The sequence below is a fragment of the Flagellimonas allohymeniacidonis genome (assembly GCF_004296335.1).
Taxonomy (GTDB): domain Bacteria; phylum Bacteroidota; class Bacteroidia; order Flavobacteriales; family Flavobacteriaceae; genus Flagellimonas; species Flagellimonas allohymeniacidonis.
In genome coordinates this window covers 428,572-451,694 of the sequence record NZ_SGIU01000001.1, presented here as the reverse complement: position 1 = coordinate 451,694, position 23,123 = coordinate 428,572, and the positions used below count along the sequence as shown (strand labels likewise).

The following is a 23,123-nucleotide window of genomic DNA, read 5'->3' as shown; positions in this document are numbered from 1 at the left end:
ATGTTTCTGTATCTAGGGCCTGGACTTGGAGGAGGCGTTTTAGCGGTAATTACCGGAATCTTTCTAACCTTTGTGGCCTTCTTGGCCGCAATTTTTTGGATTCCTTTAAAACGTTTTTTCGGTTTTATGAAAAGTAAATTTCACAAGGAATAATTTGGGACTGTCAATCATTGTTTTGGCGGTACTGACAGTACTGTCCTGCATCCTTTTTGAGTACTCGAAGCTTCCAAGCACCCTTAAAAATTTGACCGCATCCTATAAGGAACAGTTTCAGATAATGTCCAATAAGGAGCTGTCTGATGAGGCTAAGCAAAAAATGCTTTTTCAACAAATTTCAAAACAGTTGAAATTAATTGGAAAGCTCATTTTGGGAATTTTTCTTTTCGTCCTGCCGTTTCTTAGCCTTTTTGTATTGGAAAAACTCGATGGTTCTCTAAATCCGGATATTTTATTGACCTGGTGGGGTCTTTTGACACCAATTGCCGTCGTTATCTTATATATGATTTTCAAAAAAAACTATGGCAGGCTATTCGGCAACAGATAAATTTCTGCACAAACTATACTTATCAAAATACGGCATTTCCAAAGCGACCATGGAAATGGATGAAATGGTATACGGCCAACGCGCCAAAGCTTTGCCTATTGATCAGGTAGTATTCGTAACCGGACTGGCACGTTCAGGTACGACCGCTGTAATGAACAAAATTTTTAAAAGTGGTGAGTATGCCTCCTTGCAGTATGCCAATATGCCGTTTCTTTTAAGTCCTAATCTTTGGAATCGGAAATCAAACATCAAAGCGCATGAAAGAGCCCATAAAGATGGTATAATTATAGATGGGAACTCTCCTGAAGAATTTGATGAATATTTCTGGAAAGCCTTCTTGAAGGATAGTTTTATAGAAGAGGACGGTCTTTCAATACATGATGTAGATGACGAAATATTTAAGAAATATTTGCTGTATGTCTCATTAATATGTCTCGCCAAGGGTAAAAACAAGTACATTTCCAAAAACAACAACAATGTTTTAAGGCTGTCAGCCCTCCAAAGAATAGAAAACCAGAAAACTTTCATTTTGTTTAGGGATCCTTTATCACATGCTTCTTCTTTGATGAAGCTTCACAAAAGCTTCTCTAAAAACCAAACGGAGGATCCATTTGCTTTGGATTATTTTAATTACTTAGGCCATCATGAATTTGGATTGAATCATAAACCCTTTCTACTAACCGAGGAGTTTACAAGTCACAGGGGCGAATTTGATATGGAAAGTATAGATTATTGGCTGGCAATTTGGCTAAATTATTATCGCTATGTATTAAAAACGCCTTTGAAAGATACGTGGTTTATCGGTTTTGAAGATCTCATAAAAGAACCCGATGTGGTTTACGAACACATTGCTCGTGAAATTGGTTTCGAAACAACATTCCCCCCTAGTAAAAAACATACTCCATCAACTTACACCAAACCCGACTGTAACAAACTTCTTTTAGACGAATGTCAAAATGTATACACTCAACTTTCCGAACTAAGATCTTATCAAATTTGATGCTTTTTAGGCTTATATTCGGTTTGAACAGATAAAATGGTGCTTTGTCGTAATTTCCTTCCTTTTAAACAAAATATGCCTTTTTCATTGTTACTTTTTTCATCTTTGTACCCAAATAAAACTCTTGGCTGATATATGGACGTAGCCCTACCAGAACTAGACTCCAATTTACATGTACTTGTTACAGGTGGCGCAGGCTTTATAGGTTCAAATTTGTGTGAGGCATTGGTCAAAAATGGCAACAGGGTTACATGCATGGACAATTTTTCCACAGGTCACCGAAAGAATATTGAACATTTGCTTTCAAATTCAAGTTTTAGCTTGATCGAAGGAGATATAAGAAATTTGGAAGACTGCCAAAAGGCATGTTCCAGGGCCGATTTTGTTCTACATCAAGCCGCATTGGGCTCGGTACCAAGGTCGATAAACGATCCCATTACAAGTAATGAGGTTAATGTATCAGGGTTTTTAAACATGTTATGGGCCTCAAAGGATGCAGGGGTTAAACGCTTTGTCTATGCTGCAAGCTCTTCGACCTATGGCGATTCAGAAAAACTGCCAAAAGTTGAAGATGAAATTGGAAAACCACTTTCACCTTATGCCATAACTAAGTACGTAAATGAATTGTATGCCGATATATTCAGTAAAACATATGGTTTAGAAACGATAGGACTTCGGTACTTCAACGTTTTTGGCAGAAGGCAGGATCCCAACGGAGCCTACGCAGCGGTAATTCCGAAATTTGTTATTCAACTTATGCAGCATAAGTCTCCCAAAATCAATGGGGATGGCACCTATTCAAGAGATTTTACCTATGTTGACAATGTGGTTCAAATGAATGTTTTGGCCATGAAGGCCACGAACCCAGATGCCCTGAATACAGTTTATAACGTTGCATATGGGGAACGAACCAATCTAAACGAACTGGTACTTCTTCTAAAAGAAAATTTAAGTCAGTATGACCCGAAAATTGGAACTATCCCAATTGAGTATGGTCCTGTAAGAACTGGAGATGTTCCTCACTCCCTAGCTTCAATCGAAAAAGGAAAACAGCTACTAGGGTATTCTCCAAATTTCAATATTGGTCAGGGCCTTGAACAAGCTGTGGCTTGGTACTGGCAAAACTTAAAATAGATCACTAAAAGCAAATAAATTTATCTACCACCATGAGATTAACAGTAATCGGTACAGGCTATGTAGGATTGGTAAGCGGAACCTGTTTCGCGGAAATGGGAAACCACGTCACTTGCGTAGATGTGGATTCAAAGAAAATTGAAAATCTTAAAAATGGCATTATCCCTATCTATGAGCCCGGTCTGGAGGCTATGGTTCTTCGCAATACGAAAAACGGGACATTACATTTCAGCACGGATTTGTCAGAAAATCTTGAAAACTGTGATATAGCCTTTATAGCCGTAGGCACCCCAATGGGAGAAGATGGCTCTGCGGACTTAAAGTATGTTCTTCAAGTCGCCTCGGATATTGGGAAAAATATGGTCAATCCCTTGATCGTGGTAGACAAGTCCACTGTCCCAGTTGGAACTGCCGATAAGGTAAAGGCAGCCATTTCCAAAGAACTTAACGAAAGAAATGTGGAAGTTGACTTTCATGTGGTTTCCAATCCTGAATTCCTAAAGGAAGGAGATGCCATTAGTGATTTCATGAAACCTGATAGGGTTGTAATTGGCTCGGATAGTGAAATAGCCACAAAAAAAATGCGCTCACTCTACTCCCCTTTCTTTCACAGCAGTATGGACCGCTTGATAACGATGGACGTACGATCTGCTGAGATGACAAAGTATGTTGCCAACGCCATGTTGGCCACCAAAATCTCCTTTATGAATGAAGTAGCCAACATTTGTGAGCTTGTTGATGCCGATGTGAACAAGGTTCGAATCGGTATTGGTTCGGACAGTCGTATAGGCTACAGTTTCATATATCCAGGAAGCGGATATGGCGGCTCTTGTTTTCCCAAAGATGTGAAGGCCTTAAAAAAGACAGCCGAGGAGAATGGGTATTTTCCCAAGCTGATAAAGGCAGTAGAGGACGTAAACGATATTCAAAAACTGGTTATTGCCAAAAAAGTGATTTCGAGGTTTGGTGAGGACTTGACCGGAAAAACCTTTGCGGTTTGGGGACTGGCTTTTAAACCAGGAACCGATGATATGCGCGAGGCCCCTGCCATTTATATCATTAAAGAACTTACCAAACGGGGTGCTATAATTAAGACGTATGACCCTAAGGCCATGGATGAGGCCAGGCATTTTTACCTTAAAGATGTCCCAAATGTCGAATATTTCGATTCTAAATATGAAACCTTGTCCCAGGCAGATGCCATGATACTGTTGACCGAGTGGAAAGAGTTCAGATCTCCTGATTTTGAAGAATTAAAAAGACACCTTAAACAGCCTGTGATTTTTGATGGTAGAAATCAATATAACCACGAGAAGATATCTTCACTTGGTTTTGAATATTTTCAAATCGGAAAAAAGTAATCTGAATGGAACAGAAAATTGCCATCATAGGTCTAGGATACGTTGGGCTACCGCTAGCGCGCTTGTTTGCCACAAAATATAGGGTAACAGGTTTTGATATCAATTCTGGGCGTATAAGGGAGATAATGAATGGGACAGACAGTACTATGGAGGTTTCTGAAGAAAGCTTAAAGTCCGTACTAAGAGCCAAAGACGCAGGCGAAAATGGACTCTATTGTACCGATACTTCGGAGGAAATGTCCGATTGTAACGTTTTCATCGTTACAGTTCCTACACCTATTGATGACACGAAAAGACCTATACTGACTCCACTTTTCAAAGCAAGTGAAACCGTTGGAAAAGTATTGAAGAAAGGAGATTTGGTCATTTACGAATCCACGGTCTACCCAGGTGTCACAGAGGACGAGTGCGCTCCCATTCTAGAAAAGCACAGTGGTTTAACGCTCAATGAAGATTTTTTCGTTGGATATTCTCCTGAGCGAATCAATCCCGGTGATAAAGAGCATACGGTAGAAAAAATCCTAAAAGTAACCTCGGGTTCTACCCCAGAAATGGCGAAAAAAGTAGACGACCTATACGCCTCCGTCATTGAGGCAGGCACCTACTTGGCCAGTACCATCAAGGTTGCGGAAGCGGCAAAGGTAATAGAGAATTCTCAAAGGGATATCAATATAGCTTTCGTAAATGAATTGGCTAAAATATTCAACTTGATGGACATAGATACCCACGAAGTATTGGCCGCTGCTAGCACAAAGTGGAATTTTCTTTCCTTCAAACCCGGATTGGTGGGTGGACATTGCATTGGAGTGGACCCTTATTATTTAGCACAAAAATCACAAGAATACGGGTATCACCCTGAAATAATCCTTGCAGGACGAAGAATGAACGATGGCATGGGTAAATATGTCGCTTCAGAAATCGTTAAGCTAATGATACAAAAGGATATTAAGGTAAAGGGTTCCAAAATTCTTGTCCTCGGCATCACTTTTAAGGAAAATTGCCCTGATGTACGCAACACCAAAACAGTAGACGTGATAAATAACTTGGCGCAATATGGTGCAGATGTGGACATTTATGATCCCTGGGTATCTGTTGAAGAGGTAAAGTATGAATACGGGCTCAGCTCAAGCAATGTTTTGCTTGGTGCCAAATATGATAGCATTGTACTTGCTGTTGCCCATAAAGAATTTTTGAGTACCGACTGGAATTCCCATTTGAAAGAAAATGGCGTGTTGTATGACGTAAAAGGGGTCTTACAAAGTAGACTTGATGGCAGACTTTAAATCAAAATCCTTGATCTGAAGTATTAAAACCAACCCAAATGCTATTTAACTCTGTAGATTTTGCCATTTTCCTGCCAGTAGTCTTCCTGTTATACTGGTTTGTTTTTCATAAGAACATAACTGTTCAAAATGTGCTGTTGGTTGTTGCGAGCTACTTTTTTTATGGCTGGTGGGATCCTAGGTTTCTTCTGCTTATTGTCTTTAGTAGTTTGGTAGATTACTCCGTCGGCCTTTTACTATCAAGGACACAAGCTCAGAGAGCCCGAAATCTACTTCTGTTGGCAAGTCTGGTGGTCAACTTGGGATTTTTAGGGTTCTTTAAATATTATAATTTCTTTCTAGAGAATTTTGTTGAAGCATTTACTTTCTTCGGAAGAGATATCGGGGCAAGTTCCTTGAATATCATTCTGCCTGTTGGTATCAGCTTTTATACATTTCAGACCTTGAGCTATACCATCGATGTATACAATGGCAAGTTAAAGCCGACCAAAAACATAGTTTCTTTTTTCGCCTTCGTCAGCTTTTTTCCGCAGTTGGTGGCCGGTCCTATTGAACGGGCAACCAACCTCCTTCCCCAGTTCTACAAAAAACGAGTCTTCGTGTATTCCGAAGCAGTGGATGGGATGCGACAAATTTTGTGGGGACTTTTTAAAAAAGTGGTCATAGCGGATAATTGTGCACGCTTTGCCAATATTATTTTTGAAAATTACGCAGACCTTTCTGGGAGCACATTGGTTTTTGGAGCTTTCTTTTTTGCCCTTCAGATCTACGGCGACTTTTCAGGATATTCAGATATAGCCATCGGAGTTTCCCGTTTGTTTGGTTTTAAACTAATGCAAAACTTTGCATTTCCCTATTTCTCAAGAGATATTGCCGAATTTTGGCGAAGATGGCATATTTCCCTTTCTACGTGGTTCAGGGATTATTTATACATCCCCATTGGCGGTAGCAGGGGTGGAATTGGTAAAAAAATTAGAAATGTCTTTGTAATTTTTGTAGTAAGCGGTTTTTGGCATGGAGCTAATTGGACGTTCATTGCTTGGGGATTTTTGAACGCACTGTATTTTGTTCCGATTATGTTGCTGAATAAAAATCGCATTCATACGGACACCGTTGCCGAAGGCAAAATTTTCTCTTCCGTAACAGAGCTGTTTCAAATTCTGGTTACGTTCATGCTTACCCTTTTGGCCTGGGTATTTTTTAGAGCTCCCAGTGTTACCGATGCCGTGTTGTACATTAAAAAGACATTTACCTTTTCCATTTTTTCAATTCCTGCAAACTTTCAAGAATGGTTGATTACGCTGTTCTTTATAGCTTTTATGATTTGCGTTGAATGGTTCCAAAGAAACAGAAAGCACGCTCTTGAATTTACCCAAGGTAAACTTCCTAGGCATTTCAGGTGGTCTTTATATGTACTATTGTTCTTTTCATTGTTCTGGTATGGAGGGGCCCAGCAGGATTTCATATACTTTCAGTTCTAACTTTTAATTGTCATGGACATAAGAAAATTCATAAGGGGTTGTTTAAAGTTTTTGGGCATATTTCTGTTGGTATGCATAGTTTCTTTTTTCTTCAATTCTTTTTTGCTAAAACTCAATGGATACAAACTGGAACCTCATCAAAATATTCTGATCTTAGGAGATTCGCATACAGAGTATGCCATCAACGATTCGATTTGGAAAAACAGTGTAAACCTTTCACACAGCGCCGATTCCTATATTTATTCCCTCATGAAAATTAAACGGATGAAGCAAGAAAACCCTCAGATTGACACGTTGCTTCTCGCTTTTTCCAACCATAATTTGCTTACAGAATATGATGAAAGGTGGTTGCTAAATTCCTCTCATGTTAAAAGTAAGTTTAGGATTTACACAGATTTGATGTCCTTTAAAGATTTCAAGTTCTTTCTAAAATCCAAGCCGTTGGCAGTGTTTCAAGGAATATTGGAAATGCCAAAATATTCTATAAAATTACTTTTAAAGGGAGGGATAAAAGAAAGGGATTTGGGGAAGTTTCAATATTCGAATAGAAATAAATTGGCGGAAAGCATCGAGCGTTTTCAGAGGAACAACGTCCAACGTGCACTTGAGTATTCCCAAGTTGAGAAAGAGAATTTTTTCGATATCGTTGATTTTTGTAGAAGCAATGGCATAACACTCCTTTTAATAAGTACCCCAATACATGAAGTGTATTTAAACAATGAGAAGAAAAAGAAAGAATTTGAGTTGTTGTATGATTTTTATAGCTCAAATCTTAAAGATGTTACCTTTTTGGATTATTCCTTTTTTAAACTCTCGGATTCGGATTACCAAGATATGAACCATCTAAACCATAAAGGTGCCAAAAAGTTCACGGAACACCTCATTCAAGATATTAAACCCAACAAAATCAAAACCAAATTTCAGAATTAGAAGGGCAATTATTTATTGCATGTGCCCAAAGAAACCAATGTGAACCACTAGCTCAAAAACCTCACCTTAATGAAGAAGAAAATTTCGTTTGTGATTGGGTCTTTATCCCCTGGGGGTGCGGAACGAGTGGTGACCACTTTGGCCAACGAATTGAGTAAATCCTATATAGTTTACATTATTACACTGGTCAAGTCCGAACCCTATTACCAGGTTAATGAAAATGTCAAAATTCTGTATTGCAAGGAAAGTATTGCGCCAAGCAAGAACCCTTTGCAGGCCATAACAAGTAATTTTCAGCTTTACAGAAAAATCTCATCCATTGTCAAAGAAGAAAAGATTCAACTGCTTTTAGGATTTATTACAAGTGCAAACATTCTAACTATTCTTGCTTCAAAGAGAAATAGAATTCCTTGCATTGTTAGCGAGCGTATTTTTCCATTATTTGAAAAGACTCCAAAAATGTGGAAAACTTTAAGGCGATTGTTATATCGAAAATCCGATTTTCTTGTCGTTCAGACTGAAGAAATCAAGGACTATTTCAAGCCCAATGTGCCTGAAAAAAAGATAATCATTTTGCCCAATCCCATTGCGCCAGAGATAACAAACTCCGTTGACTTCACTTCTAAAAAGGAAAACGTTATCCTAAACGTAGGTCGATTAACACCGCAAAAATCGCAGGATACATTGATAAAAGCCTTCTCCCGTATTGATAATAAAGACTGGCAGCTTGTAATTATTGGTGAAGGTGAAAAAAGAAAGGAGTATGAGCTTCTTATTGGGGAACTGAACCTAGAAAATAAAGTACAACTGGTGGGCAACACCAACAATATGCCCTATTACTATAACAAAGCATCCATTTTTGCCTTTCCTTCAAAATATGAAGGATTTCCTAATGCCTTGTTGGAGGCAATGCATTTTGGCCTGCCCTGCATATCCACCGATTGCCCTACAGGACCCTCAAAATTGATTACAGATGGAGAAAACGGTTTTCTAATTCCCATTGAATCTCAAAAACAATTGGAGGAAAGGTTGAACACTCTAATTTCAAATAAGTCTTTTCGAGAGCAATTGGGAAACGAGGCCGTTAAGAGCACAACTTATTTTGAAGTTGGTCCGGTTACAAATCAATGGAAAAGTGTTATAGAAAAATTAATCCAAAAAATAAAAACAAAGGCGTTGTAGAAAGCTTTTACCAAAGCCGAGCTAAGCTTAAAACCTGAATATTTTGAAAATTCCTTCCATACAGCTTATGATTTCCAAAGGGATGGGTTATTTAAAAAACCCCGTCTCAAGGAATGTAATGTTGATTGGCGTTTTGACTATGATCGTCAAGGGGTTTGGTTTTTTCAAAGAAACAGTTATTGCTTCTACGTATGGCTTATCGGAGATACTGGATACCTTCTATATCGCTGTATTGATTCCCAACTTTATCAACAACGTTTTTTTAAGTGCCATTGGTACTGTATTCATTCCAAATTATGTGCGTGAGTCAAAAGTCTCTAATAAACTTGGCGCATTTCAGGCAAATGGTTTTGCGATAACCTTAGGTATATCGTTGTTCTTTACTGTGGTATCGGTTTTGGTCACCGATGTCTACGTGGAGTTTTTTTTTAAGGGTCATACCGATATCTATTATCAACTTATTAAATCTCAATTCTACTATGTTGTACCCTGCATAGTGCTATGGGGAATTTCTTCGTTGATTTCAAAACTTTTGCACTTAAACAACGAATTTGTAATTCCGGTTATGAGCGGAATACTTATCCCAATAGCAATCCTGTTGGCTATCCTTGGACTGAAAGACTCAGCGCCCGAATTGGCATTGGCTTTGGGCACTCTAATAGGTAGCTTTTTGCAGTTACTTGTGCTGTTGGTGTTCGCCACGAGAAAAAAAATACTGATACTCGGAGTTCCCAATTTCAAATCGGAAAATGTGAAGCTCATGTTTGCTCAGCTTCCTGCCAAGGTATCTTCAGGGTTTTTGACGGGATTATTACCTGTTACCGATCAGTTTTTTGCGGCACAGTTGGCCATTGGGTCCATTGCAGCGCTTAATTTTGGTCTAAAAGTTCCAGCCTTACTAACCACTATTGCCATTGTTGCCATAAATAGTGTCCTTTTGCCCTTTTTCTCAAAGCAGGCGGTACAGAGCGAGAAATTGGCCTTTCAATCACTGTTTAAAATATTGCGCCATTTGTTTGTAATAAGCCTAATGGCAACCATTGTTTTCATTGCCTTATCCAATCCTTTGGTGAAAATTCTGTTTGAACGGAATTCATTTACAGCGGAGAGCACCGAGATTGTAAGCAAAGTGCAAACAATATTTTTGATTTATGTACCTTTTACTATTAGTGGAATGGTATTGGTGAACTTTTTAACCAGCATCAACAAGAACAATTTCATGGCTTTGGTCTCCTTGATTGGAGCTTCCCTCAACGTAGTCTTGGATATCATATTTATGAAGCTCTACGGGGTATATGGAATTGCCATTTGTACCACATGTGTGGTCATTATTAGGTTTTTAATATTACTTCGGTATACCATTAGGTTGAATAATCGAGTTAACAGGGAATAGGTGAAGATTTTAAAATACATCATTTTGATATTAATTCTGTGGGGGTTTCCAACCTTCGCACTGTTTTATATCAGCCCTGCCATGGGATCCGCCACAAGCTATCTCACCATTGCTTTAGCCATGGTTTACTACATTTTGAACAAAGACAAAAAAGGGCTTATGTGGCCATTCATCATTTTGGGCCTTACTTATTACACCCTTGCAGGATTGAACTATACTGGAGTAAGCGACAGGGAATTTTTCACCAACTTTATCAAATTCATATTGATTGTTGTTTGTTGTGCAGACTTGGCCAGAAAAACAACCCTTAATGAAATCTATGTCATTCTAATTTTTGGAGCCTTAAGTGTTGTATGTCACTCTGTGTTTTTTGCCAATATAGACGCACACTTTGGCAGTAACTATGGGAGGTTCAGTGGATTTTACCTAAACCCAAACTATGCCGCAATAATATGCTTATCAGGTTTCTCAATCAGTTATGGCATCAAGAATAGCAAACTAAAGCTACTCGGACAACTTGTTTTCTCCTTTGCAGGTTTGTTGACACTGTCACGATATTTCTTTTCCATCTGGATTTTGATGAACCTATTGGGTATGGTCAAAAGCAAGAAAAACATGGTCACACCTGCTATTGGTGTAGCCGTATTGGTTCTGATATTAACCTTTGGGGGCGAAGGTTTGAAATTAAACACTTCTCGATTTGAGGCGCTCAATAGTCTTTTTGATAGTGAAGAACAAGTTCACACAGAAACAATAAACCGCGACTCAAGAGCAGATACTTGGGCCACCTACTACGACATAATCCTTGACAAGCCTTTTTTGGGAAATGGCTACAGAAAACTTCAAGGAAGGCATTTTGGTCTATGGGCAGGGGTTCACAATACCTATTTAATGGTGATTGGCGAGGCCGGAATTATACCTTTTCTGGTCTTAATTTGGATCATCGGGACGTTGTTCATCAAAGGTGTTTTTTATTATAATTCAGAGCCCGAATATTTTTTTCTAAATATAGTCGTTGTTACCTCATTGCTCGTGGGACACACCTATTTTGAGAAGTTCTCTAACATCTTCTTCACTTTGTTCCTTTATGCAAGGTTAATTGAATTTAAGCGAAATGAATCTGGAGTCCAAAAAAATGATTGATAGGATAAACGTTGTCTTTGTAATACCCTCTTTATGCGCCGGAGGTACCGAGAGAGTTATGTCCTACGTGGCAGGGCATCTGAACAAGGATAAATTCAAAGTCACTTTGATTGTTCTGGGGTTTGAAAAAGACAAAGCGTTCGATGTGAAAAACATCGAAATACTCTACCTAAACAAGCCACGCGTTCTGTCATCCATACCAGCCATTTACTCGGCCCTGAAAAAAATAAAACCTCAGGTTGTAATCAGTGCATTGAGTCATTTAAATATCATTATGGGTTTAATGGCCCCCTTGTTTCCCAAAGTTACGTTCATAGGAAGAGAGGTCAATATACCTAGCGTTCTGAAAAATTATCCTGAAAAAACAAATAGGTCCTATCCAAAGGTATTTAAAACACTGGGGTACAGATTTCTGGATGTCGTAATTTGCCAATCTAAAGATATGTATGAGGAGTTAAAGCATAACTCTCCCATAAATACTTCGAAATTGGTTATAATAAACAATCCCATTACTAGAAATTTTGTGCCGCAAAAAAAAGTCAAACCGACCAACGGTGTTCAAAAACTCATTACAGTGGGTAGTTTGGAACCAAGAAAGGGACACTTAAGGTTGTTGAAAGCACTTAAAGAATTGGATTTTGATTTTGAGTATACCATCATAGGTAATGGCGCCCTGGAACCCGATGTTTTTGAAAAAGTAAAGGAATTTGGAATCCAAGACCGTATTACCCACATTCCATTTACAAATGAGGTTCCCAAATACTTGGCCAAAAATGATCTATTTCTTCAGGGTTCCTTTGTTGAGGGTTTTCCAAACGCTTTATTGGAGAGCTGTGCTGTTGGAACACCAGTAGTTGCCTTTGAGGCTCCTGGAGGGATAAACGAAATTGTTGAAGACGGAGTCAACGGTTACATTGCCAAATCCCATACCGAATTCGTTCATTATATCAAAAAAGCGTTGAATCAAAAATGGGATGCCACTGCTGTTTCAGATTCAGTGTTGAATAAATACCATCAAGATATTATTCTGGGCAAATATGAAGATTTAATCATCAATTGTACCACTAAAAAAGACAACTAACCGATCTGTATGAAAAAACTTTTTAAATATCTATATAAGAGAACAAAAGTTGGTCATATTGTAATTCAACAATTTATAAACCTCCATAATTTCTATTTGAATAGGGTGATGTCTGAAAAGGCTTTCGCAAAACGCGGGTTTAGAAAATCCTTTAATCGGGAGGTTGATCTGGAGAACCCCAAGACATTGAACGAGAAAATAGTCTGGCTAAAATTAAATGACAGAACACCCGTGCATACCATATGTTCCGACAAGTACGCTGTAAGAGACTATATTGAAAAAAGAATAGGGGAAGAATATCTTGTCCCCCTTTATTTTCAGTCCAAAGACCCAAATGATATTGCTCCGGAAAACATGCCCAATCATCCCTTTATTATTAAGACCAACCATGATAGCGGTGGAGGAATAATGGTTAGGGATAAATCATCAATCGATTGGAAACAAGTCCAAAAGGGCCTAAGAAAAAGATTGAAAAAAAATTACTATTACAGCTCAAAAGAATGGCAGTATAAAAACATTGAACCCCGAATAATTGTTGAAAAATTATTGCTTGATCAAAACGGGGATCCTGCCAAAGACTACAAAATGCACTGTTTTAATGGCGAGGTTATCATGCTACAGGTAGATATCGGGAGATTTTCTGGTAATCACTGTAGAAACTTCTACAATAAAGAATGGCAAAGACAACCATATCGGTGGCCTTCACCAAAAGAAAATGGGAAATTGACCAATCCGAGTGATTATGACGTTGAGAAACCCCAAAATCTTCAAAAAATGATTTCTTTGTCCGAATCTTTGGCAAAAGATTTTTCATATGTTCGAATAGATTGGTATGACGTGAATGGAAAGTTGTATTTCGGTGAAATAACGTTTCATACCGATGGTGGAAATAGACCCATACTTCCTGCCGAATGGGATAGGAAATTGGGTGATATGTTGATTTTGCCGAATCATCCCTCCAAGAATTAATGTAAATCAATATTGTAAAAGTTGTGTGCGGTATTTACGGTTCTTTATTGCCTTATAGCAGCCAAGAGGTTGCAGCAAAGATGAAGTTGACAAATTTTAGAGGTCCCGATTTTTATGGGTATAAGGCAATCGATTTGCCAAATGGGAAAAAACTTAGCCTGGCCCATAACAGGCTTTCCATATTGGACCTCGATCAAAGGTCGCACCAACCTTTTGTCTATGACGATTCCATATCGATTGTGTACAATGGTGAGGTTTACAATTACAACGAAGTAAAAAAAGTACTTAGCAACCTAGGGTACACATTTAGGACCACTAGTGACACAGAGGTAATCTGCGCTGCGTACTTGGAATATGGTAAAGATTGTGTGCGAAAATTCAATGGTATGTTTGCCTTTGTGATCCACGATGCCAAAAAGCAAATTTTATTTGGGGCTAGGGATAGGTTGGGTCAAAAGCCGTTTTATTATTCCACCGTTGGCGAGGGGTTTGAATTTGCAAGCCAATTGTCCTCAATACAATTGCATAATCAGCATTTATCAATATCAAAGAATGCAATTCTCGATTACCTTTCCTGGGGGGTCATTCCAGATACCTCATCCATTTTTAACGAAGTTAATAAACTGCCCGCAGGACACCTTTTTGTTTACGATATTACCTCAAGGCATTTCGAAACAGAGTCCTATTGGGATATAGACATTTCAAAAAGCCCTTCTTTCGCTGGTTCATATGGTGAGGCAAAGGATGAACTTGAAGAAATACTCGCCGATGCGGTTAAGATCAGACTGGTAGCGGATGTTCCTGTGGGAGTTTTTTTATCGGGCGGTGTAGATTCCTCTCTTGTCGCTGCTTTGGCCACCAAGACCACAAGTGAAAAAATCAGGACATTTTCCGTTAAGTTCAATGAAAAGGGCTTTGATGAAAGCCAATATGCAGCGGAAGTGGCCAATCATCTTCAAACTGATCATCACATCATCGAATGTGATCCCAAAGAAGGTATTGACCTAGTTGAAAATTTCACTGATTTTTACGATGAGCCCTTTTCCGATTCATCGGCGATCCCATCCATGTTATTGGCGAAATATACCAGACAGCATGTAACGGTAGCATTGTCTGGTGATGGAGGTGATGAAAGCTTTCTGGGCTATCACCGATATAATTGGTTGACCTATCTTAGTAAGATTTACGCCATTCCTAAGTTTTTGAGACTCTTTGGAGCCGAGATTTTAAAGCTGGCTCCGAATTATAGGCTAAAGATCATTTCTGAGACCATCAAGAACAAAAACATCGACGAAGCTTACTTGCGTACCATGTCCAATTCCAATGCTACTTGGTTGGAAACCCCAAGGAACACTCTTGAATTTGAAGAGTTAAAGTACCTGTTCCATAAGAACAAGAACATTTATGAAAGAGCGTCTGATTTCGATCTCAAAACATATTTGAACTGGGATATTAATACGAAAGTGGACAGAGCTACTATGGCATACTCCCTTGAAGCAAGGGCTCCTTTAATGGATTACAGGGTCGTGGACTTTGCAAGATCTCTCCCAACTGATTATAAGTTCATTAAAGGAAATCAAAAAAGAATTCTAAAGGACATACTTTACAAACATGCTCCCAAAGAAATATTTGATAGACCCAAGGCTGGTTTTACCATGCCGTTTAAGGAGTGGTTTAAAAAAGATTTAAAAGACTTTGTACTCTCAGAGTTAAGTGAAAATGAGCTGAAGGCGATTCCAGGAATCAAGGTAGGAGAGGTAACTAAAATGATCGACCAACACATGACAGGATCTTGGAACAGATATTCTTTGATTTGGAAACTATTGGTTCTGAAGCAATGGTTAAAAACTAATGGCAAAGGTCTATCCATCAAATAAAAAGGAATGACTCTAGGAATACTCATTTATTCACTTGGCGGAGGTGGTGCGGAGCGTGTGGTCTCCAATTTGCTAAATTATTTCCATTCTAAAAAGTTGAATGTGGTTCTGATTATGATGAACCGAAAAATTGTTTATGACATACCCAAGGACATTCCGATATACTACATTGATGAATCCAAGGTTAGTGAATCTGGATTCACCAAGTTAGCGAAGGTGCCTCTTCTCGCTTACAAGTATGCCATGCTATGTAAAAAAAAGAATATTACCCATTCGCTAAGTCTTATGACAAGGCCGAACTATATCAATATTCTATCCAGGTTTTTCCATAAGGGTCCTAAAAGAATTATAAGTGAAAGAGCATTCCCATCACTCCAATATGGCTATGGTGATCTCAAAAGCCAGATAAATAAGGTTCTTATTAAAAAAACCTATAAAAAAGCTGATTTGGTAATTGCCAATTCAAACGGAAACGCCTCAGATCTGGTTGCCAACTTCCAAGTTCCCAAAACCATTATTGACGTTATTTACAATCCCATCGACTTATCGAAGGTGGAAAAATCAGGTATAAAACAAGATTTTTTCGATCCGAACTATATCAATTTAATTACGGTGGGCAGACTTGATGCCGGTAAAAACCATAAAATGCTGATAGAAGCCATTGCAGATCAAAAAAATATTCGGCTGTATATTTTGGGTGATGGGGAGCTACGATCAGAGCTGGAGGGTATTATAAATGAGAAAAAGCTTCAGGACAACGTTTATCTCTTAGGTTTTATCGACACCCCATTTGAGTATTTAAAAGGTGCCGATATCTTTGTTTTTGGATCGAACCATGAAGGTTTTCCAAACGTTCTATTAGAAGCCATGGCATGTGGGTTACCCATCATCTCAACAAATTGCAAAGCAGGTCCTTCTGAAATACTTGAAGTACAAAACGAAAAGTTGGATGCATTAATGCCATCTGAATACGGTACCTTGGTGCCGGTTGGAAACAGTAAGCTTATGAAAGAGGCCATTGTATCCATGACCCAGAATAAGGATTTCAAAAACCAATATGCTCCCCATCTAAAAAAAAGGATTTCAGATTTTGCTATTGCAGGTATCCTTGAGGAATATAAAAACTCAATTTTCAATCCATAATTAGTTATTTAAATGTGTGGAATCAATGGACTTGTTAGTCTAAAAAAAGCGTCCCAAGAGGAATTGCACGGCAAATTGAAAACTATGAATGACAGCATCATTCATAGGGGGCCCGATGATGATGGAAGCTGTACCTTTTCTGGTGATAGTTTTTCCTTGGGCATGGCCATGAGGCGCCTTTCGATCATTGATTTGACAACAGGAAAACAACCTATTCAGTCTGAGGATGGGAAAATCGTTATTGTATTTAACGGCGAGATTTACAATTACAGGTCCTTAAAGTCTTCCTTATTGGATTTGGGAAAGACATTCAATACCCAAAGTGATACTGAGGTTATCCTCAAACTCTACGAAACGTACGGGGAGGAATCCTTTTCCATGCTAGATGGCATGTTTGCGTTCAGTATTTATGACCAACACAAGAATAAAGTCTTTGTGGCAAGGGATTTTTTTGGAGAAAAGCCCCTGTACTACACAAAAATGGATGACTCTTTTATTTGGGCCTCAGAGTTAAAGTCCATAACGAAGGTTCTAACCTCCAAGCCTCCAATTTCGGTCGATGGTCTTAATTTATTCTTTAGGCTGACCTATATCCCAGCCCCTTATAGCATTTATGAAGGCATTCATAAACTCGAGGCAAACCATTATATGGTTTATGATCTAAACAAACACGATTTTCAAATAAAGGAAATAACTCCCTATACGTATCCTCAGAAACAAAATGTCAGTTTCGACGAGGCCAAAAAACATGTAAAGGAGTTGGTGTATGAGAGTGTTGCCAGTCGTTCAATATCCGATGTGCCGTTAGGGACCTTTCTCTCCGGTGGGGTAGATTCTTCTATTGTTTCGCTATGTCTATCGCAACATACCGGTAAGAAAATCGATACTTTTTCAATTGGGTTTACCAAGACCTCATTTGACGAAACAGACAAGTCCAGATTGGTGGCGAAACATATCAACAGTAATCATCATGAGTTTATCATTGGTGAAGTTGACCTAAAGGACAATATTCATGAAATATTAATCAATTTTGATGAGCCGTTTTCCGATACCGCGGCGTTGCCTACAGAGCTGATTTCCAGAAAGACCAAAGAGCATGTTAAAGTAGCCCTTACCGGAGACGGTGGAGATGAAGTATTTGGAGGGTACAACAAATATTACATCGGAATGTTGAACCGAAAATATACCCGATTGGTTCCCGAGGGACTACATCGGCAGTTCACAAGGTTGGCTACAAGCCTTTTAAAAGATAAGGACGATAGCAGAGGTATACGGTTTAAGATTCGAAAGTTTTTGAATGCGGTTGACTATGCCAACGAGTTTTATTGGGATATCATTTCATTAAATAATACGGATAATCATATCAAAGAGATATTAAACCCGACTTTACTGAATCAAAACATCTTTGATCCATATAAAGAAAGACTGGGCATTGCTAAACCAATTTCACTAACCGACTATAGGTTGGTAGATTGGGTTCTAAGTTTAGAAGGAGGAATGCTGCCCAAGGTGGACCGTACCAGTATGATGAACTCGCTGGAATGTCGGGCTCCTTTCCTCAATAGGGCTCTTTGGGAATACACCAATTCGTTACCCGAGAACTTCCTCATGAAGGGATGGAACAAAAAATACATTCTTAAAGAAGCTTTTAGAGATCAATTTCCAGAGAACTTCTTGGATAGAAGTAAAAGTGGATTTGGTTCGCCTGTAGGTGATTGGCTCCGATTAAGTCTAAGAAAAGAACTGGAATCCTACATTGAACCAAAGTTTTTGGAGGAGCAGGGAATTTTCAACATCCCACAGATAATAAATTTGGTAAAAGACCATCTATCTGGTAAGCGAGACAGTACATTTAGAGTATGGGGCTTTTATTGTTTTCAAAAATGGTACACCCACAACGGCGCCCACTTATAAAAAGACTTAAAGATATTGGACCATGGCTCGAAAAATTATGCTTGTTTGTTCCTATGACGCTTCCTTGATAGGTTTTCGCGGAGACTTTATCAAAGAGTTGGTCGCCAATGACTTTGAGGTACTGGCGCTTGCCCCATCGATGAGCGAAAAAGTAGCATCCAAGATTAGAGCAATGGGAGCCTCACCCCTATCTTATCATCTTCAGCGAACAGGACTTAATCCCATTAAAGATATAAAGTCAATTTTTCAGCTAAGAAGAATTATTAAACAACACAAGGTCGATATTGTTTTTCCCTACACGTTAAAACCGGTTCTTTACAGCTCTTTTGCTGCAAAAATGACAAAAGCAAGAGTAGTCTCGTTGATTACGGGCTTGGGATTTACCTTTTCTGCAACCTCGAAAAAGGCTAGATTTCTCCAAAACATTGCGGAAGTATTGTACAAACTGTCTATTAGAAGTAATAAGGCCGTGATTTTTCAGAACAAAGATGATTTGGCTCTTTTTCAGAAACTCAAAATTCTCTCCAAAAAACAAAAAACGTCTATAGTAAACGGCTCGGGTGTTAACTTGGAACGATATCCTTTTCGCCAAAAGAAAATCGATTCTGAAAAAATCATTTTTTTGTTTGTAGCGCGCTTAATCCGTGAAAAAGGAATCCATCTGTATATTGAAGCAGCCAAGCAGCTTAAACCGCGATTCCCTTTGGCCGAATTTCATATTATCGGAGCACCTGATAAATCACCTTCAGCGATAAAGCTTGAAGATTTGACCCAATTTCATGAAAGCGAAATTGTAGTATATCACGGCCGTTCAAACGTTGTACCCGAGTTTCTTGAGCGTTCTGATGTGTTTGTATTGCCGACCTATTACAGGGAGGGCGTCCCAAGATCAATCCTTGAGGCACTTTCAGTAGGACTGCCAGTAATTACAACCGATACGCCTGGATGTAGAGAAACTGTGGTCAATAGGGAAAATGGATTTTTGATAGCCCCCCAAAGTTTAGATAGCTTAATAGAAGCCATGCAGTTTTTATTGGAAAATACAGCTGAAATCAACAAAATGGGGAAAGCCAGTAATGAACTGGCCAAAAAGAAGTTCGATGTACAATTAATAAATGCAGACTTAATCAAGGTAATTGAATCTTCGTTGGAATAGCCAATTCATTTTTTGGCAATAAATCAAAAGCATCTATGGGTTCTTTTTACGTAAAAATTTTTAAGCCACTTATGGATTTCTTTTTTGCACTCACCATGTTGGTGTTGACGCTGCCCATTTGGCTAATGGTTTCTGTTTTCTTGTTTGTGTCCTACCACGGCGGTAGTTTTCTTTTCTTTCAGCAAAGGCCGGGACAATATGAGAAAACTTTCACTTTGGTAAAATTCAAAACCATGCGAGACCTGAAGGATAAGGATGGAAATCTTCTATCTGACACGGAGCGCCTCACTAAAGTTGGTAAAATCGTACGGAAATTTTCTTTGGATGAAATTCCCCAATTGATAAACGTTCTAAAGGGAGATATGAGTTTTATTGGTCCGAGACCTCTATTAATGAGTTATTTACCGTATTACGATAGTGTTGAAAGAACTCGACATAACGTTAAGCCCGGCATTACAGGTCTCGCTCAGATCTCGGGGCGAAATTTGCTTTATTGGGACAAGCGCTTGGAAAAAGACATTGAATATGTAAACCGTATTTCATTAAAAACAGATTTGGTCATCCTATTCAAAACTGTAATTAAAGTAATTAAGCGAGAAGATGTAGAGGTCGACCCTTACTCTAAAATGGTAGACTTTATTACCTACAAAAAAATGCAAGGGAAATAGGGCATCACAAACTTATCTTTAGCCTTTCTATGCCCTGAGCTTATCCGTCATCTCCTTGTATTCCCTATCCAAATCGGGATTGGAGTATTCAAAACTTTTGGTTTTGTTCTTATTTTTTGAAGCCTTTTGCGGTTGTGATTCAAGTTCAATCAACTTATCGATTATTGGCAACTGCTCATCAATCTTGTTAAGGTCCAAGTAGATCACATTTTCCAATAATGCCGTTTTTCTCGTAAAGTCCATATAAAAATCAGCCAAACGATTTAGAACCATAGCCTTTTCTTTTTCGGTCTTTAGATTGAAATCCGTTAAATCCACTCCTACTTTGTTTTTCCAAAAAAGCTCATTCAGGTAATCGAATTTGAGGTAATCAAGAATGCCCCAATAATTGATTACTGAACTTATCCATTTTGAGGGTGGCCTTAATAAACATATATAGGTAAGGTTTTTTGCTAAGTCATCATTCGCCAATTCCTCTAGGTAGACTGACCAAAAACCCGAGCACTCCAATTTCAAATTCAAAAAGTCCTTTCTCTTTTCAAAAAATGTGCTGAAATTCTTATCGAGCTTTTTTAGGCTCAAATATTGCATGGGCTGCTGTTGAACATAATCACTTTTATAACAGCTGCTTAAATAATAGGTCCCTGTTTTAAAAGGGGATATTAAATATGCCGTATTCTGCTTATTTGAAGGTTGTCTGGATAGATTTACCTTTGCAGCGTCGAGAAAAGCCTCACTATTTTTGGCCACTTTTGCCAAAGGTGAGGACAATACTAGTTTTTTTAAATTCATAACGAAGAATACCTAACAACAAAAATAAATAGCGGACGTCCGATTTATTGGCCCATTTCTTTTTTTTTGCAAACATTTGCCCAAAAATACTTACAGTTCAAAAAGTATGACTTTATGAAGCAAAATAAAATACAAATTTATTTACCGATTAAACGGTTTTTTGATTTTATTGTTTCCTTAATCACCTTCATACTGTTATTACCAATCTTCTTTTTGGTATGCTGCCTGTTGGCTTTTTACAATAGCGGATCGGTTTTCTTTATTCAGCGTCGACCCGGTTTAAAAGGAAAGATTTTTAAAATTATCAAGTTCAAAACCATGAACGACAAAAGGGATTCGCATGGTGAATTACTCCCAGATATGGAACGAATCACCCCTTTTGGCACTTTCATCAGAAAATATTCATTGGATGAGATTCCACAACTTATCAATGTCATTATAGGCCAAATGAGTTTGGTTGGTCCCAGACCACTCAGAGAGGAATATTTAGAATATTATTCAGAAGAACAAATGAGAAGGCATGATGCAAAACCCGGGGTTACAGGATGGGCCCAAGTTAATGGCAGAAACACCATTTCTTGGGAACAAAAATTTGCCCATGATCTATACTATGTGGACCATATTGGTCTTTTTCTGGACCTGAGAATCTTGGCTTTGACCGTTAAAAAAATACTATTTCCGAGGGATGTCAATACCGATGAAAATGAGACAATGTCTTTTTTCAGAGGATCAAATGAAGAGGGGAGTTAGCCTAATCGGTTAATAAGCTTAGAACTGAATTAAAGAGTAACGTTTACAGTATTACGTTTCAAATGAAAGACCAATTGATAACTTCCAATGCATTCAAAGAGACCTACAAAAGGTTTTTGGGAGAAGGGCAAAATCTATTCGAGTTTGGCTTGTTTCCAAATATAACCTTCGTCGGTGGAAAAGGAAGTAGTATTTTTCAGGTAATAGGTGGTACCCTATCCCCTGCTCTACACTATCAATTGAATCTTGACAAACAAAAAGATCTATTGGGCAAAGTGTTCATTCTTTACAATGTTCCCAGTTACAACGAAATAAATCCTGTGAAAAGCGATTTTGGCAAAAAATTGGGTCATGACGTTATAAAGGAGTACAAGGGGTTTATTTGCAATCTACACCGGTTTATTAGTGTTGACGACTACCTTGCTGAAAAGTTGTCTAAAAAATCCCTGAAAAGTTTTCGTAGTAGAAAAGCGAGACTTGAAAAGTGTTTTGATATTTCTTACTACAGCCATGGGCAGGAAATTGATGAGAAAACTTTTGATCTTATTTTTTCAACTTTCTATCTACTGCTAAAGAAGAAATTTGATCGCAAAGGTGAATACTATGAAAGCTTAAGACCAGAAACTTGGAAATTCAACCGCGAATTGACCTTCTCGCTCCTTAAAGGAGGAAATGCTACATTGGACGTTGTTTATAACAAAGAAGAACCAATATCTATTCGATTAACCTATCACTTTGACAAAATATCACATGCAATCACCCCAGTTTATGATAGCGATTACGCTAAGTTTGGATTGGGCACCATCGGCCTAATTAAGACTATTGAATATTGCATGGAGCGCGGTTGCGAGAAATTCGACATGGGCAAAGGGGAATATGGGTACAAAAAAAATTGGACCGATGAAATTTATCAACATGAACACCACATCTATTATGATAAGTCATCATTGTCTTGCAAGATGATGAGACTCCAAAAAAGTATAAAATTTAGGTTTCTACAATCATTACGAGATCGTGGGTTCAATGATTTATACCATAAAATAAGGTTTCAACTAAGGGTTTCGAAAAAAAAGAAGGGTGGGGCTATTGGCCTATCCAAAATAGAGAATGTTGATGTTGCGCTTCCGTCAGATGGTCAAAAAATAGATATTAACGAACCGCAATATCTGGAGATCAAAAGAATTTTGGTTGACTTTATTTATTCAACCCAAGAACATTTTAATGAGGTCTCCGTGTACAAGGTGATTCAAGACAATAAATTTCACATCATTGGAACGAAAAAACAATTAAGTTTAACCTATTAAATCATTTAGTTCCCTTCA

21 protein-coding genes are annotated in these 23,123 nt (G+C 38.3%); 20 read left to right on the top strand and 1 reads right to left on the bottom strand.

The genetic code is table 11. From position 1 onward, the window contains the following. From EW142_RS16640 to EW142_RS01835, 18 genes are all read left to right on the top strand, one after another. On the top strand, window positions 1-153 hold the full coding sequence (locus EW142_RS16640; protein ID WP_165395205.1) for a hypothetical protein: 153 nt from the start codon (window positions 1-3) through the stop codon (window positions 151-153). A 1-nt stretch (window position 154) separates the two neighbouring features. Further along, window positions 155-544 carry a hypothetical protein gene (locus EW142_RS01915; protein WP_130608879.1) on the top strand — a complete coding sequence of 130 codons (390 nt, stop codon included), beginning with the start codon at window positions 155-157 and terminating at the stop codon, window positions 542-544. After that, a complete protein-coding gene (locus EW142_RS01910; protein WP_130608876.1) occupies window positions 519-1,544 on the top strand; it encodes a hypothetical protein in 1,026 nt (341 codons plus the stop codon). The genes EW142_RS01915 and EW142_RS01910 overlap by 26 nt, the downstream gene beginning before the upstream one ends. Before the next feature lie 135 nt (window positions 1,545-1,679). Continuing rightward, window positions 1,680-2,678 (top strand): SDR family oxidoreductase, encoded by a 999-nt coding sequence (locus EW142_RS01905; protein WP_130608873.1) that lies wholly within the window; start codon window positions 1,680-1,682, stop codon window positions 2,676-2,678. A 32-nt stretch (window positions 2,679-2,710) separates the two neighbouring features. Continuing rightward, window positions 2,711-4,039, top strand: a complete 1,329-nt coding sequence (locus tag EW142_RS01900) for a UDP-glucose dehydrogenase family protein (RefSeq protein ID WP_130608870.1) — start codon at window positions 2,711-2,713, stop codon at window positions 4,037-4,039. A 5-nt stretch (window positions 4,040-4,044) separates the two neighbouring features. After that, the gene (locus EW142_RS01895) at window positions 4,045-5,322 is read left to right on the top strand and encodes a nucleotide sugar dehydrogenase (RefSeq protein ID WP_130608867.1); all 1,278 of its coding nucleotides are present in this window, start codon (window positions 4,045-4,047) and stop codon (window positions 5,320-5,322) included. Window positions 5,323-5,360: 38 nt separating this feature from the next. Then, window positions 5,361-6,803, top strand: coding sequence for an MBOAT family O-acyltransferase (locus tag EW142_RS01890; protein WP_130608864.1), 1,443 nt, complete (start codon window positions 5,361-5,363; stop codon window positions 6,801-6,803). A gap of 12 nt (window positions 6,804-6,815) precedes the next feature. Continuing rightward, window positions 6,816-7,733, top strand: coding sequence for a hypothetical protein (locus EW142_RS01885; RefSeq protein ID WP_130608861.1), 918 nt, complete (start codon window positions 6,816-6,818; stop codon window positions 7,731-7,733). A gap of 69 nt (window positions 7,734-7,802) precedes the next feature. Then, a complete protein-coding gene (locus EW142_RS01880) occupies window positions 7,803-8,915 on the top strand; it encodes a glycosyltransferase family 4 protein (protein WP_130608858.1) in 1,113 nt (370 codons plus the stop codon). A 43-nt stretch (window positions 8,916-8,958) separates the two neighbouring features. Then, on the top strand, window positions 8,959-10,308 hold the full coding sequence (murJ, locus tag EW142_RS01875) for a murein biosynthesis integral membrane protein MurJ (protein WP_240740135.1): 1,350 nt from the start codon (window positions 8,959-8,961) through the stop codon (window positions 10,306-10,308). Continuing rightward, window positions 10,309-11,451: an O-antigen ligase family protein gene (locus tag EW142_RS01870; protein ID WP_165395204.1), complete on the top strand. Its 1,143-nt coding sequence runs from the start codon at window positions 10,309-10,311 to the stop codon at window positions 11,449-11,451. After that, window positions 11,444-12,532, top strand: coding sequence for a glycosyltransferase (locus EW142_RS01865; protein ID WP_165395203.1), 1,089 nt, complete (start codon window positions 11,444-11,446; stop codon window positions 12,530-12,532). Before EW142_RS01870 ends, EW142_RS01865 begins: the two co-directional genes overlap by 8 nt. Before the next feature lie 9 nt (window positions 12,533-12,541). Beyond that, window positions 12,542-13,501: an ATP-grasp fold amidoligase family protein gene (locus EW142_RS01860; protein ID WP_130608850.1), complete on the top strand. Its 960-nt coding sequence runs from the start codon at window positions 12,542-12,544 to the stop codon at window positions 13,499-13,501. Between the two features lie 23 nt (window positions 13,502-13,524). Further along, entirely contained in the window at window positions 13,525-15,378 is a 1,854-nt protein-coding gene (gene asnB / locus EW142_RS01855) for an asparagine synthase (glutamine-hydrolyzing) (RefSeq protein WP_130608847.1), read from the top strand. A gap of 6 nt (window positions 15,379-15,384) precedes the next feature. Further along, complete coding sequence (locus EW142_RS01850; RefSeq protein ID WP_130608844.1) at window positions 15,385-16,521, top strand: glycosyltransferase; 1,137 nt, start codon at window positions 15,385-15,387, stop codon at window positions 16,519-16,521. Window positions 16,522-16,533: 12 nt separating this feature from the next. Beyond that, window positions 16,534-18,435 (top strand): asparagine synthase (glutamine-hydrolyzing), encoded by a 1,902-nt coding sequence (asnB, locus tag EW142_RS01845; RefSeq protein WP_130608841.1) that lies wholly within the window; start codon window positions 16,534-16,536, stop codon window positions 18,433-18,435. Between the two features lie 22 nt (window positions 18,436-18,457). Next, a complete protein-coding gene (locus EW142_RS01840; RefSeq protein ID WP_130608838.1) occupies window positions 18,458-19,591 on the top strand; it encodes a glycosyltransferase family 4 protein in 1,134 nt (377 codons plus the stop codon). A gap of 71 nt (window positions 19,592-19,662) precedes the next feature. Then, a complete protein-coding gene (locus EW142_RS01835; protein ID WP_313790898.1) occupies window positions 19,663-20,259 on the top strand; it encodes a sugar transferase in 597 nt (198 codons plus the stop codon). Window positions 20,260-20,286: 27 nt separating this feature from the next. Here the strand turns inward: EW142_RS01835 and EW142_RS01830 are convergent, their stop codons facing one another. Further along, the gene (locus EW142_RS01830) at window positions 20,287-21,030 is read right to left on the bottom strand and encodes a hypothetical protein (protein WP_130608832.1); all 744 of its coding nucleotides are present in this window, start codon (window positions 21,028-21,030) and stop codon (window positions 20,287-20,289) included. A 135-nt stretch (window positions 21,031-21,165) separates the two neighbouring features. Between EW142_RS01830 and EW142_RS01825 the strand changes: the two genes are divergently transcribed. Further along, a complete protein-coding gene (locus EW142_RS01825) occupies window positions 21,166-21,801 on the top strand; it encodes a sugar transferase (RefSeq protein ID WP_130608829.1) in 636 nt (211 codons plus the stop codon). 62 nt (window positions 21,802-21,863) lie between these two features. After that, window positions 21,864-23,105: a GNAT family N-acetyltransferase gene (locus EW142_RS01820; RefSeq protein ID WP_130608826.1), complete on the top strand. Its 1,242-nt coding sequence runs from the start codon at window positions 21,864-21,866 to the stop codon at window positions 23,103-23,105. The last annotated feature ends 18 nt before the right edge of the window (window positions 23,106-23,123 follow it).